This is a genomic window from Enterobacter cloacae complex sp. SHL009, from assembly GCF_049237205.1.
Classification (GTDB): domain Bacteria; phylum Pseudomonadota; class Gammaproteobacteria; order Enterobacterales; family Enterobacteriaceae; genus Enterobacter; species Enterobacter cloacae_M.
This window is the reverse complement of record NZ_JBMKIW010000001.1, coordinates 1,042,528-1,054,881: the sequence shown is the minus strand read 5'-3', so window position 1 is coordinate 1,054,881 and position 12,354 is coordinate 1,042,528. Positions and strand designations below refer to the sequence as shown.

The 12,354-nt window shown below is 59.5% G+C and carries 10 protein-coding genes; 2 read left to right on the top strand and 8 right to left on the bottom strand.

Annotation, left to right across the window (positions count from 1 at the left end):
- Nucleotides 1–154 precede the first annotated feature (154 nt).
- Nucleotides 155–799: a quinolone resistance pentapeptide repeat protein QnrE4 gene (locus ACOTZC_RS05185; RefSeq protein WP_047174394.1), complete on the top strand. Its 645-nt coding sequence runs from the start codon at nt 155–157 to the stop codon at nt 797–799.
- 120 nt (nt 800–919) lie between these two features.
- The gene (gene araJ / locus ACOTZC_RS05180; RefSeq protein WP_126303368.1) at nt 920–2,095 is read left to right on the top strand and encodes an MFS transporter AraJ; all 1,176 of its coding nucleotides are present in this window, start codon (nt 920–922) and stop codon (nt 2,093–2,095) included.
- Between the two features lie 6 nt (nt 2,096–2,101).
- On the opposite strand, the gene ACOTZC_RS05175 is transcribed toward araJ, so the two are convergent.
- From ACOTZC_RS05175 to ACOTZC_RS05140, 8 genes are all read right to left on the bottom strand, one after another.
- Nucleotides 2,102–3,193, bottom strand: coding sequence for an alkylhydroperoxidase domain protein (locus ACOTZC_RS05175; protein WP_421635636.1), 1,092 nt, complete (start codon nt 3,191–3,193; stop codon nt 2,102–2,104).
- A gap of 10 nt (nt 3,194–3,203) precedes the next feature.
- Entirely contained in the window at nt 3,204–4,193 is a 990-nt protein-coding gene (locus ACOTZC_RS05170) for a putative FMN-dependent luciferase-like monooxygenase (protein ID WP_126303367.1), read from the bottom strand.
- Nucleotides 4,190–5,797, bottom strand: a complete 1,608-nt coding sequence (locus ACOTZC_RS05165) for a dipeptide ABC transporter ATP-binding protein (RefSeq protein ID WP_045399947.1) — start codon at nt 5,795–5,797, stop codon at nt 4,190–4,192. The genes ACOTZC_RS05170 and ACOTZC_RS05165 overlap by 4 nt, the downstream gene beginning before the upstream one ends.
- Entirely contained in the window at nt 5,797–6,645 is an 849-nt protein-coding gene (locus ACOTZC_RS05160) for an ABC transporter permease (protein ID WP_421635635.1), read from the bottom strand. Before ACOTZC_RS05160 ends, ACOTZC_RS05165 begins: the two co-directional genes overlap by 1 nt.
- Complete coding sequence (locus ACOTZC_RS05155; RefSeq protein ID WP_421635634.1) at nt 6,642–7,586, bottom strand: ABC transporter permease; 945 nt, start codon at nt 7,584–7,586, stop codon at nt 6,642–6,644. Before ACOTZC_RS05155 ends, ACOTZC_RS05160 begins: the two co-directional genes overlap by 4 nt.
- Before the next feature lie 10 nt (nt 7,587–7,596).
- On the bottom strand, nt 7,597–9,216 hold the full coding sequence (locus tag ACOTZC_RS05150) for a TIGR04028 family ABC transporter substrate-binding protein (RefSeq protein WP_126303361.1): 1,620 nt from the start codon (nt 9,214–9,216) through the stop codon (nt 7,597–7,599).
- Between the two features lie 149 nt (nt 9,217–9,365).
- Nucleotides 9,366–10,376 carry an alcohol dehydrogenase AdhP gene (adhP, locus tag ACOTZC_RS05145; protein WP_023311899.1) on the bottom strand — a complete coding sequence of 337 codons (1,011 nt, stop codon included), beginning with the start codon at nt 10,374–10,376 and terminating at the stop codon, nt 9,366–9,368.
- A gap of 196 nt (nt 10,377–10,572) precedes the next feature.
- A complete protein-coding gene (locus ACOTZC_RS05140; protein WP_163353847.1) occupies nt 10,573–12,285 on the bottom strand; it encodes an ABC-F family ATP-binding cassette domain-containing protein in 1,713 nt (570 codons plus the stop codon).
- Nucleotides 12,286–12,354: the final 69 nt, after the last annotated feature.

Below are 12,354 nucleotides of genomic sequence, written 5' to 3'. Positions count from 1 at the left end.
GATGTGCTTAGAAGGAACTAACACTTTGAAGTGTAATGCTGGCCTGCAACCTTCGCGGGAATTTTTGACATGTGTGTCAGATAAGCGTGTTTCTCTTCTGCAGGTAACGGGTTAGAATGGTGACAGATACTGTATGAATAAACAGGTTGGTGTGATGGCATTGATTTTTGAGGGCGAAAAAATCGGTCGTACTCGTTTTACCGGCGAGAAAATAGAGAATGCAATCTTTCGTAACTGCGACTTTTCCGGCACGGATTTAACCAGCACGGAGTTTATTGGCTGTCAGTTCTATGACCGGAAAAGCCAGCAGGGCGGTAAGTTTACTCGGGCGCAGCTTAAAGATGCTATTTTCAAAAGCTGCGATTTATCGATGGCGGATTTCAGGCATTCGAATGCATTAGGCATCGAAATTCGTGAATGCAGGGCGCAAGGGGCTGATTTTCGCGGGACCAGTTTTATGAACATGATCACTACGCGTACCTGGTTTTGCAGTGCTTACATAACAAAAAGCAACCTGAGCTATGCCAATTTTTCGAAGGTGGTTCTGGAAAAATGCGAGTTGTGGGAAAACCGCTGGAACGGTGCGCAAATACTCGGTGCCACCTTCAGCGGCTCGGATCTGTCGGGGGGCGAGTTCTCCTCTTTTGACTGGCGAGCAGCCAATTTTACCCACTGCGATCTGACCAACTCAGAACTGGGTGAACTGGACGTGCGCGGTATTGATTTGCAGGGTGTCAAACTGGACAGCTATCAGATTGCCCAGCTGATGGAGCGGCTTGGCATCGTGGTTTTGGGCTAGCGGTATTCACAACCTTACCTGAATTAATGGATTAACCTGCCAGTCGGCTGATTTGAGCTGGCTCACCATACAAGATTATTCAATAATGTCCGTCGCGTGTAATTAACCAGTGGTTGAAGTATGAAAAAGACAATTTTTTCGTTGGCGCTTGGCACATTTGGCCTCGGAATGGCCGAATTTGGCATTATGGGCGTGTTAACCGAGCTGGCACATGACACCGGTATTTCGATTCCCTCCGCCGGGAATATGATCTCGTTTTATGCGTTCGGCGTGGTGATTGGCGCCCCGATTGTGGCGCTGTTCTCAGGCAAGTTTTCGTTAAAGACCACGCTGCTGTTTCTGGTAGCGATGTCCGCTGTCGGCAATGCCCTGTTCACGTTTTCCACGTCCTATTTCTGGCTGGCTGTGGGGCGGCTGATTTCCGGTTTTCCGCACGGGGCTATTTTTGGCGTCGGGGCGATTATCCTGTCTAAAATTGCGCCACCGGGCAGGGTGACGGTCGCGGTGGCAGGGATGATCGCCGGTATGACCGTGGCCAACCTGATGGGCGTTCCGCTGGGGACCTGGCTCGGACATCAGTTCAGCTGGCGTTATACCTTTTTTCTGATTGCCGTGTTCGATGCGCTGGTGATCCTCTCGGTTCTGCTCTGGGTGCCGGACATCCGCGACACTTCAGAAATCAAATTGACCGAGCAGTTCCATTTTCTGAAAAAACCAGAACCCTGGCTGATTTTTGCCGCCACCATGTTTGGTAACGCCGGGGTGTTCGCGTGGTTCAGCTTCGTTAAGCCGTTTATGGTTAACGTCTCCGGTTATTCAGAAGGGATGATGACGGCCATCATGATGCTGATGGGGCTTGGCATGGTGTTGGGCAATCTGCTGAGCGGTAAGCTCTCGGGGCGTTTTAGCCCGCTGCGCATTGCGGCCACCACCGACATGGTGATTGTCGCCTTGCTGCTGCTGCTTTTCGCCTTTGGTGAACTGAAAACGGCCTCGCTGGTCATGGGCTTTATCTGCTGTGCCGGACTGTTCGCGCTCTCTGCGCCGCTACAAATTCTGCTTCTGCAAAATGCGAAGGGCGGTGAGATGCTGGGGGCGGCAGGGGGACAGATGGCGTTTAATCTCGGCAGTGCGATTGGGGCGTACTTTGGCGGGATGATGATTGTCCTCGGCTTTAGCTGGCGTTACGTTACGCTGCCGGCGGCAATACTCTCTTTCTCGGCCATGAGCGCACTGCTGATCTACGGTCACCTGCGGGCCAGACGGGCTCAGGCTAACGCTCGCGCGCTAGCCTGACAGGCTTCAGGCAAACCAGGGCTCACCCAGGTTCAGCATCAGGCGGTTGGCCCAGGCGAAGAACGCGGCGGACTGCACCAGATCAAGCTGCGCTAAGGTATCCAGCCCCTCTTTTTCCAGCGCGGCAAGGTGCAGCGGCGTGGCGGCAGGCGGCGTGACCGACAGCGCCGCCGCAAAATCGATTTCCGCCTGCCAGCGTGCGGATTGCCCCTCGCTCAGGGACCGCCCCGGCCTCACGGCCAGCAGGGCTTCTACCGCCGCGTCATCCTTTGACAGCTGGCTGGCTTTACGCGCATGGACAGATGCGCAGTAAATGCAGCCATTGATTTTACTGGCGACCGTTGCGGCTAGCTCGCGCTCGGCGCGCGGCAATCCCCCCGATGTATAAAAAATTCCTTTATCCGTTAACGTGCGCTGTTCAAGCACCGGCAGGTTGCGCCCCAGCAGGCGGAAGTAGTCGGAATCGGTATGGCCAAATTTCGCCAGAATGGCAACCTCATCGTCACGGAAATCAGCCAGCGGTTTGGCCGCTATCCACGGTTCCCATCCCAGCTCCTGCTGGGTAAACGCGACGGGTGCCGCCTTCCCGGTGACCGTTGTTGCGGTCGTGTGCCAGATGCCTGCCGCCACCGGCGCATCGCTTTTGGCGACGGGCCTGTCGTTCAGCAGCCGCAGCCCGGTGATGAGTCGGCTCTGGAAGCTCACAAACGCAATAAGCTGCGCCAGGGTAACAATGCCTTCCTTGCTCCATCCCGCCTGGGTCAGCGCCCTTAACGCTGCGGGCGTCGCTTCGACGGGGGAGAACGTCAGCAGGCGCGCGAAGTTCAGCGCCGGGGTCAGGCGTTCTGAGGTGGGATCGGCCAGGCCAAATCCCGCATAGTGCGCGGCCAGCGCCTCCGCGCTGTGCCACCTGGCGACTTTTGCCGCTACGGCGAAGCGCTCGTCCAGTGCAAAATCAGCATCCTGCTGGCTAAAGAGAATTTCGTAGCTGCCCTGCGCGTGGCGCGTGGAGGCATCACGCGTGGCGCGCGCCTCTGCCAGAGGGGAACCGGGTTTAATTTCCGCCAGCTCGGCGAGAATGTCCTGACTTAACGACATAGGTGTCTCCTCAAAGGATGTGGGGGGCAATACGTTCGGCGATCAGTTCGATGGACCGCAGCGTGTCGCGATGCGTGGGTTCGACCGAATGGACCTGGAATGAGATATCCGTGGCGCGCCTGAGAATGGAGTCAGCATTCAGAGAATTCAGCACCGTATCGGGCGAACCAATATGGGCGTCAAACTGGCGGCGATAATCGGTGACGTTGTCACCTCTAACCACGTGCCCGGCAGCGCGATGCTGCTGGGCCTGTTTCGTAAGGCCCGGCGTCGCGACCCTGAGCGCATAGTCGTCGCTGTCGGCGACGAACGCCGTACGGGAGGCCAAAATGCGCGGTGCGATGCCCGCAGGCAGCGCATCGAGGTAGGCATCCACAATCGGGTTCTGGATCTCGTCGAGCGTTAAATCCAGCCGATCTGCCGGGCGCGGCTGCGTGCGGGAGAGCATTAAACCGTGTCCGGCCCGGGCGGCGCGAACGGCTCCGTCAACAGAGAAGGTGGCAATCCAGATACGGTCGGCCAGCTGCGGCGCAGGCGGGTAAAGGTGGTTATCCGGATGGGTCAGCGAATCCCCGCGCCAGGCGCTTTGGATCACATGCAAATGGTCAGCAAAGGCCGCGCCGCGCTCCTCAAACGTCAGGCCGAACGGCAGAAATGAGGTCGGTGTGCCGCCCGAACCAAAACCGACCTCAAGACGGCCATCAGCGAGTAAATCGAGCACGGCGGCATCTTCCGCGACGCGCAGCGGGTTTTCCATCGGCAGGGTGATGATGGCCGTGCCCAGTCGGATGGTTTCGGTATGCGCGGCTACGTGCGCCAGAAACAGCAGCGGCGACGGCAGGCCACCTTCACTTTCGTGGAAGTGGTGCTGGGCAATCCAGGCGCTGTCAAAACCGTGGCGTTCGGCGTGGCGGATCTGTTCAGTTGCCAGACGATAGCGCTCCTTCGGCGTAGCGTCGTCAAGCAGGCGGGTGAAAAATCCCAGGCGTTTTCGCGTCATGCGAACTCCTCCGTAGCGGATGAAAAATGGGGAATGGCGTCAATCAGCTCGCGGGTATAGTCGTTCTGCGGCGACGCGAATAAGGTTCCGACATCACCCTGTTCGACCACCTGACCGCTGCGCAGCACCGTGACGCTGTGGGCGAGCCGGCGGACGGTAGACAGATCGTGCGTGATAAAGAGGTAGGTCAATCCCAGCTGCTGCTGCAGCTGCTGAAGCAGAGCCAGAATCTGCGCCTGCACGGTGACGTCCAGCGCGGAGGTGGCTTCATCCAGCACCAGAATGGTCGGTTCCAGGATCAGCGCCCGGGCGATGGCAACGCGCTGCCGCTGTCCGCCTGAAAGCTCCCGGGCGGTGCGGGTCAGGAGTTCGACGGGCAGGGCAACCCGCTGAGCCACCGTCTCCACCCGGAGCTTTCGCTGCGCCTTACCGAGGCGAGAAAAGTTCTTCAGGGGCTCCTCGATGATCTCGAACAGCGTCTGACGCGGGTCGAGAGAGGCAAACGGGTTCTGGTAGACAAACTGGATCTTCTGGCGCAGCTGACGGCGTGCCTCGCGGCTGAGCGCGGTGGCATCAATATCATCAATGATGACCTGTCCGTTGTCGGCCTGTTCAAAACCCAGCAAAATACGGGCGAGGGTGGTTTTCCCGGAGCCGGATTCACCGACCAGCGCATGCGTGCTGCCGCGCCTGACGTCAAACGTAACCCGATCCAGCGCCTGAAGCTGATGACCTTTGCCCAGGGAGAATTGCTTGCTGATGCCGCGGGCGCGAATGGCCGGGGACGCGAGCGGGCGACCGGCCACCGGGGCGATGGTCAGGCGCTGGCCCTGGAGATCGCTCAACAGCTGACGGGTGTAGGCGTGCTGCGGCGTGCGGACGATATCGGCGGTGTTGCCCTGTTCCTGAACCTCGCCATCGCGAAACACCAGCAGCCTGTCCGCGCGCTGTGCGGCCAGCGCCAGATCGTGGGTGACAAACAGAACGGCGGTACCCGATTCCCGGCGCAGGATATCCAGCAGATCGAGAATACGTTTTTGCACCGTCACATCCAGCGCGCTGGTGGGCTCATCGGCAACGATCACGTCCGGACGCAGGGCAATGGCGATGGCAATCAGCACGCGCTGTTTCATCCCGCCGGAGAGCTGATGGGGATACTGCGTCATGCGCTGTTCGGGGTGGCTCAGGCCGACCTTTGTCAGCAGGGCGAGCACCTGCTCGTCGCGCTCGGCGCGGGTCACCTTCTGGTGTAGCTGAATAATTTCTCCGACCTGCACACCGATGGTTTTCACCGGGTTGAGCGAATTACCCGGATCCTGCGGCACCAGGCTAATTCGCGCCCCGCGAAGGGTATCGAGACGCTTCGCGGACCATCGGCTAATCTCCTCGCCGTTGAGCGATATCTTTCCCGCATCGCGCCGGGCGTTATCGGCCAGCAGGCCAATGATCGCCTGCGCCGTGGTCGTCTTGCCGGACCCGGATTCGCCGACAAACGCCAGCATTTCCCCTCGTCCGAGCGTGAAGCTGACGTTATGCACCACCTCTCGCCACTGGCGCGCGGTACGGTAGCTGATCGTCAAATTTTCCACTGAGAGCACGGTCATTAACGACCTCCGCTGAACTGTTGGCTGATGCGGTTGGTGGCCAGCACCACGGCGATGACGACGACGCCGGGGAAAGTGGTGAGCCACCAGGCGGTAGAGAGATAGTTACGGCCTTCGGCAATCAGTAAGCCCCATTCCGGCACCGGCGACGGGGTGCCGTAACCGAGAAAGCTCAGCGTGGAGAGCGCCAGGATGGCCTGACCAAACTGCAGCGTGGCAAAGGCGAGGACGGCGGTTAACGCGTTGGGCAGGATGTGTCGCCACAGCACGGCGAAAAACGTCCCGCCGCTGCCGAACACCGCCTCGACGTAATCCGTGTGGCGGATGCGCACCACTTCACCGCGCGCGAGGCGGGCGAAGCTGGCAATGGAGGCAACGCCTACGGCAATCGCGGCGTTAACGGTGCCAAACCCGAGCAGAATAATCACCGTCAGCGAGAGCAGCAGAGACGGGATGGACAGCAGCACGTCGACGAAGCGCATCAGCAGAGACTCGACGCGTCCGGCGAACGCCCCGGCAATCACCCCTAAACCGGTGCCTACCACCAGACCCATCGTCACGGCGGCCAGCGCCGCGCTCAGGGAATGGGAGGCGCCATAAACGATACGCGTATAAACATCCCGGCCAAGCTGATCGGTCCCGAGCCAGTGACCGGCCTGCGGTGCCAGGCGCTGTGCCCCGGCGATGCCCTCAATCGGGCTGAAGTGGGTTAACAGGCCGGGCGCCACGGCGGCAAAAGCGGCTAAAATAATCACCGCCCATGCCAGCCATAGCCCCGGCTGCCATTCCACTCCCTGCCACGCTGGAACGCGTTTTCGCGCGGCGGCCGCGTAATCGACCAGACTCATGATGCACCTCCGGTAACGGTTTGCAGACGGGGATCCAGCAGCGGCATCAGCATATCCACCAGCAGATTGATCAGGACAAAACCGAGGGCGGAAATCATAACCACCGTCTGAAGCACGGCGATGTCCTGATTATTCACCGCCTGCTGGGTCAGCTGCCCGAGCCCGCTGCGGCCAAAAACGGTTTCGGTGATCAGTGCCCCGGCAATCAGCTCGCCCAGCAGCAGCCCGGCAATGTTCAGGACCGGCAGCAGGGCGTTGCCGGTCACGTGACGCCACAGGACGGCGGTTTCACTCAGCCCTTTGGCACGGGCGACGGCGACAAACGGCTGCGTCGCCACCTGGTCCAGGCTGCGCATCAGAATTTGCGCCAGCGGGGCGGAGATCGGGATCGCGACGGTCACGATCGGCAGGATCAGCCCCTGCAGCGGCGTCGGGTTAATCACCGGGATCAGTCGCAGCTGAAAAGAAAAAAGCTGGATGAGGGCAATCCCCAGCCAGAACGTCGGTAAAGAGATAAACAGGACTGGCAGAGACTGGAGGGTATTACTCAGCCAGCGCAGACCCGGCAGGCGCGACGCAAAGGCCAGCGCAAATGCCAGCAGGACCGCGAGTAAAAAGGCAGGCAGGGCGAGGCTCAGGGTAGCCGGCAGATTGCTGGCAATCAGCTCGCTGACCGGCACGCCTGCCTGTAGCGAATAGCCGAAATCCCCGCGCAGCATCGCCAGCAGCGTATGACCGTATTGCTGCCACAGCGGCCTGTCTGCGCCGTAGGCCACGCGCATCTCCTCGATTTGCGCCGGGCTTAAGCCCAGGTCCGGGTTCTGAAATTTAATCAGCACCGCGTCGCCCGGCAGCACCTGGAGCAACACGAACGAGAGGGTAAAGGCGGCCCACAGTACCAGCAGCCCGTGCCCAAAGCGTTGAAGAAGTGCGTGGCGCATCGTCGGCTCCTCAGTGTTTCTCAATCCACGCGCCGTAGAACGACGGGCGGCCTACCGCTTCAAAATTGACGCCTTTCAGCCACGGCGCACCGGCAAAGACCTGCGGCTCCTCGAAAATCGGAATAACGTAGGCGTTATCCAGCAGGTAGCGCTGGGCGTCCCCCGTCAGCTGCAGGCGTTTTTGCGGATCGACTTCAGCAGAAATGTTCACCAGCAGTTCATTCAGCCTGTCGTCACGGAAGTTTTTGACCTTGTCGCTGGATCCGCCTTTTTGCAGCAGCGCGTCGCGGTTAGCCGGGTAGAACATGCTTTTCACCACGTCAGGATCGGCGCGGCCCACTTCGGAGACGGTTAACGGGGTTTTCAGCGGGTCAAGGTTATCCAGCGTGCGGCTGCCTGCGTCACCGGCTTTGACGCTCAGCGCCACGCCCACCTGTCGCCACTGCTGGGCAACCAGCTGCAGCACCTCTTTATTTTGTGGCTGCGGCAGGGATTCATACACCGTCAGCGCCAGACGTTGGCCGTCTTTGGCGCGGATCCCGTCGCCGCCTGCTTTCCAGCCCGCCTCGTCCAGCAGCTGGTTGGCTTTTTCCGGGTCAAAGGTCAATTTGTCGCTGAGATCGACAAAGCCTGCGGCGGAACCGGCAATCACGGACTTCGCCTGCGGATAGTTGGCCGAGAAGAGGGTCTCGACCACCTGTTTTGCATTGGTGGCATGCAGCAGCGCCTGGCGAACGCGAACGTCGGCGACCAGCGGGTTATCCGGGCGGAAGCTGATGCTGTCGTTCACCCCGCGGGTCGGGGCGGCGTAGATTTTATAGCCTTGATCTGTCGCCTGCTTTTCGTCATACGCCTGCACCTGGCGAATAAAGTCGGCCTGACCGGCCAGCAGGGCCCCCACGCGCACGCTGTCTTCCTGGGTCACGATAAACTTGATGCCATCGAGATTAGCGGGCCCCTGCTGCGCCAGGTTTTTCGGCCCCCACTGGTAGTCTTTGCGCGCTTCGAGCGTCACTTCACGTCCCAGCTTCTCGTCCTTCACCACAAACGGGCCGGAACCGATGATGTGGCGGGCATCTCCCAGCTCTTCGAAGTTGCGCTTCAGCGTGCTGAGCGAGACCAGACCCGAGCCAATGGTGGCGGTGCCCTGCAGGAACCCCGGCGACGGTTTTTTGAAGTAGAACTTCACGGTCAGCGGGTCGATGACTTCGCTGCGATCGTAGTTATTAATCACTTCTGACACCGGCAGGCGCTGTGCCTTATTGCCTGAACCGTAGGTATCAAAGTTTTTCGCCACGGCGTTGGCGTCCAGCGGCGTGCCGTCGGAGAAGGTGATGCCGGGACGAAGCTTAAAGGTGTATTCGGTTTTATCGGCGTTGGTGGTCCAGCTTTCGGCCACCCAGGGTTCGACCTGCAGCGTCTTTGGGTTCTGCCATGTCAGTTTGTCGGTGATTTGATTCAGAATGCCGCCGTTCGGGTAAAAGCCACCGGCAGGCGGATAGAGGTTGGTGTGCGCCTGTTGCTCCAGATAAATCAGCGTGCCGCCTTTGACGGGCGCATCTGCTGCCCAGGCTGCGGTTGTCGCCAGAATCAGCGCCGTCAGCAGCGGCAGACGAAATGGGGTTTGCATGGTGAATTCCTTTGTTATCTTCTTGTTAGCGTCGGATTCATCATCGGGCGCGGGGGAAAACAAGGGAACAAAGGAATTAAGATAAGGATTGCCGGAAAATGGCTATAAAAAAACCGCCCCAGCGAGGAGCGGTAATGAAAAATGAACGATTATGAACGTAGGTCGATCACCATACGGCCGCGGATCTGGCCCTGTTCCATCTCTTTAAAGATGGCGTTGATGTCCTCGATTGGACGCATCGTGACTTTCGGCACCACCTTACCTTCTGCGGCGAACTGGAAGGCTTCCTGCAGATCCTGACGGGTGCCGACCAGGGAACCTACCACCTGAATGCCGTCCAGCACCAGACGCGGAATGTCGAGGCTCATCGCTTCCGGCGGCAGGCCAACCGCGACCACGCGGCCACCGGCACGCACGGCGTCAACGGCTGAGTTAAAGGCCGCTTTTGCGACGGCAGTAACGACTGCGGCATGCGCGCCGCCGGTTTTCTCCTGCACAATTTTCGCGGCGTCTTCGCTGCGGGAGTTGATGGTTAAATCCGCACCCATGCTGGCCGCCAGCTTCAGCTGTTCGTCGTTAACGTCGAGAGCGATGACTTTGGCGTTAAAGACGTTTTTGGCGTACTGCAGCGCAAGGTTTCCCAGACCGCCCAGACCATAGATTGCGATCCACTGGCCCGGTTTGATACCCGAGACCTTCACCGCTTTATAGGTGGTGACGCCGGCGCAGGTGATGCTGCTGGCCGCAGCGGATTCCAGACCGTCCGGCACTTTTACGGCGTAGTCAGCGGTGACGATGCACTCTTCCGCCATGCCGCCGTCAACGGAGTAACCGGCGTTTTTCACGTCGCGGCACAGGGTTTCGTTGCCGGTATTACAGTATTCGCAGTGGCCGCAGCCTTCGAAAAACCAGGCCACGCTTGCGCGGTCACCGACTTTCAGCGACTTCACGCCGGGGCCGACTTCTTTTACGATGCCAATCCCTTCGTGGCCCAGGATAACCCCGGTTTTATCGCCAAAATCACCGTTCTTCACGTGGAGGTCGGTATGGCATACGCCGCAGCATTCCATCTTCAGCAGGGCCTCCCCGTGCTTTAGCGGGCGTAAGGTTTTTTCGGTGACATTAACCTGATGATCCTGAGTGACAACAGCAGCCTTCATATGTATCTCCTTGTTCATGATGAGTATCTGCATAGCAGGTGTAATACTCCTCAAGGATTAGTGGTTTGGCGCTGTAATGCAAGGCAACGGCAACATAATGTCATTATTTAATCCATTTTCAGAATAAGAATACGGCGTTCCTCTAATAATTTAGGGGGGAAATACTGGCCCGACGAGAGACTCGCCGGGCGCAGACTTACAGCTGTGCCTCTATCTCCTCTATCTCTTTACGCCATTGCGCCTGAAGATGCGGCTTTTGATGCTTCGGCTTACGCGCCAGATCGTCTTCCAGCAGCGTTTCCAGCGCGACCAGCCGTTCGAGCAGATCGTCATACGGCGAGGGTTGAACCGTCGCAGCGTCGATGACGGGCGCGGTGGATGTCGCCAGCCCCGCGCTTTCACGCAGGCGCTCAAACACCGCTTCTGCATCGTGCCACTCGCTCAGCTTTCCCTCTTCAATCAGCCAGAAACGGTTGCAGCTTTGGCTAATTAACTGACGGTCGTGGCTGACCAGCAGCACGCCGCCTTCAAACTGCTGAAGGGTTTGCGCCAGCGCCTCTTTGCCTTCCATGTCCAGGTGGTTAGTGGGCTCATCCAGCATCAGCAGGCTGTAGCGGGCAAGCGTCAGGCCCACGAACAGCAGGCGCGAGCGTTCGCCGCCGCTGAGCGTGCTGATTTTCTGCCCATGGCGGGACCACGGGAACCCGGCGCTGATGAGCGCCATTTTGCGGTTCTGCGGATCCGGTGCAAAAGGCTCCAGCGCGTCGAGCAGCGTGGCGTCATCCGGCAGCTGATTAAGCGTCTGGTCGTAATAGCCTGGCGACACGCGCGGATGGATTTTCAACCCGCTTTCTGCGGACTCATCGGCAAACTGTTGCCAGATAAGCCTCATCAGCGACGATTTGCCGCAGCCGTTACGACCGACAATCGCCACGCGATCGCCGCTTTTTAGCCGCGCCATTTCGATGTTAAACAGCGGCGGTAGCCCGGGCGCAGGCGGGACGCTGAGGTTTTCCATCTCCAGCAGACGGTCGGCCCGCAGCGCGTCGCCGCGCAGGGTTAACGTCCACTGGCTGCCTGCCGTGAGCGCCGTCTGGCTCTCCTTCAGCCGTTCGACCTGTTTTTCCATCTGTTTGGCTTTGCGGGCCAGGTCTTCGTTGTCGTAAACCTTGCCCCAGGTCGCCAGCCGCTTCGCGCTGGCGGTCACGCGGTCAATCTCCTTTTGCTCCGCCTTGTGGCGCTGCGCGTCGCTTTCATCCTTTGCTTCCAGCGCCTTGCGGGCGGCCGTGCAGGGAAGGGCGAAGTAGTGCAGCGTTTTATCGCGCAGGATCCAGCTGCCGTTGGTGACGGCATCCAGCAGCTGTCGGTCATGGGAGACCAGCACGAAGCTGCCTGACCAGTTCTGCAGAAAGTGTTCCAGCCAGAGCATGGTCGGCAAATCAAGGTGGTTGCTGGGTTCATCGAGCAGGAGCAGATCCGGGGCGTGAATCAGCGCCCGCGCCAGCAGCAGGCGGGTGTGCTGCCCGCCGCTCAGCGTGGCGGATTGCAGCGCCATATCCTGAGGCGTGAAGCCCATGCCTGCCAGCAGCGTTTCGGCTTTCCAGCGCAGGCTATCGCGCTCGGCTAAAGGCAGCTGTGCGAGCACGGCATCCAGCATGGTCAGCGGGAAAATGGCGTCCGGAAGATGTTGCTCCACGCGCGCCATCAGGCAGTGCCCGGCCAGCGCTACCGTGCCGGCGGCGGGGGAGTCAGTGCCGTCCAGCACCTTCAGCAGCGTGCTTTTGCCGCAGCCGTTGTCGCCCAGCAGGCCAATGCGATCGCCTTTTTTCAGCGTAAAGGAGAGTGAGTCGAAGAGCGTGCCAAACGCCGTATCAACGCGTAAAGATTGTGCAGTGAGTAAAGTGCTCATTGTTGCTTACCCAAGAGTTACAGGCATGTTTATGCCTCGTCAAACATCGCTGACGATAACTCAGTAAGC

Excerpts from the sequence above, each read along its gene's own strand:
- ACOTZC_RS05140 (WP_163353847.1), bottom strand. The coding sequence starts at position 12,285 with ATGAGCACTTTACTCACTGCACAATCTTTACGCGTTGATACGGCGTTT.
- ACOTZC_RS05175 (WP_421635636.1), bottom strand. The coding sequence starts at position 3,193 with ATGTCGTTAAGTCAGGACATTCTCGCCGAGCTGGCGGAAATTAAACCC.
- ACOTZC_RS05160 (WP_421635635.1), bottom strand. The coding sequence starts at position 6,645 with ATGAGTCTGGTCGATTACGCGGCCGCCGCGCGAAAACGCGTTCCAGCG.
- ACOTZC_RS05170 (WP_126303367.1), bottom strand. The coding sequence starts at position 4,193 with ATGACGCGAAAACGCCTGGGATTTTTCACCCGCCTGCTTGACGACGCT.
- ACOTZC_RS05165 (WP_045399947.1), bottom strand. The coding sequence starts at position 5,797 with ATGACCGTGCTCTCAGTGGAAAATTTGACGATCAGCTACCGTACCGCG.
- adhP (WP_023311899.1), bottom strand. The coding sequence starts at position 10,376 with ATGAAGGCTGCTGTTGTCACTCAGGATCATCAGGTTAATGTCACCGAA.
- ACOTZC_RS05185 (WP_047174394.1), top strand. The coding sequence starts at position 155 with ATGGCATTGATTTTTGAGGGCGAAAAAATCGGTCGTACTCGTTTTACC.
- araJ (WP_126303368.1), top strand. The coding sequence starts at position 920 with ATGAAAAAGACAATTTTTTCGTTGGCGCTTGGCACATTTGGCCTCGGA.
- ACOTZC_RS05155 (WP_421635634.1), bottom strand. The coding sequence starts at position 7,586 with ATGCGCCACGCACTTCTTCAACGCTTTGGGCACGGGCTGCTGGTACTG.
- ACOTZC_RS05150 (WP_126303361.1), bottom strand. The coding sequence starts at position 9,216 with ATGCAAACCCCATTTCGTCTGCCGCTGCTGACGGCGCTGATTCTGGCG.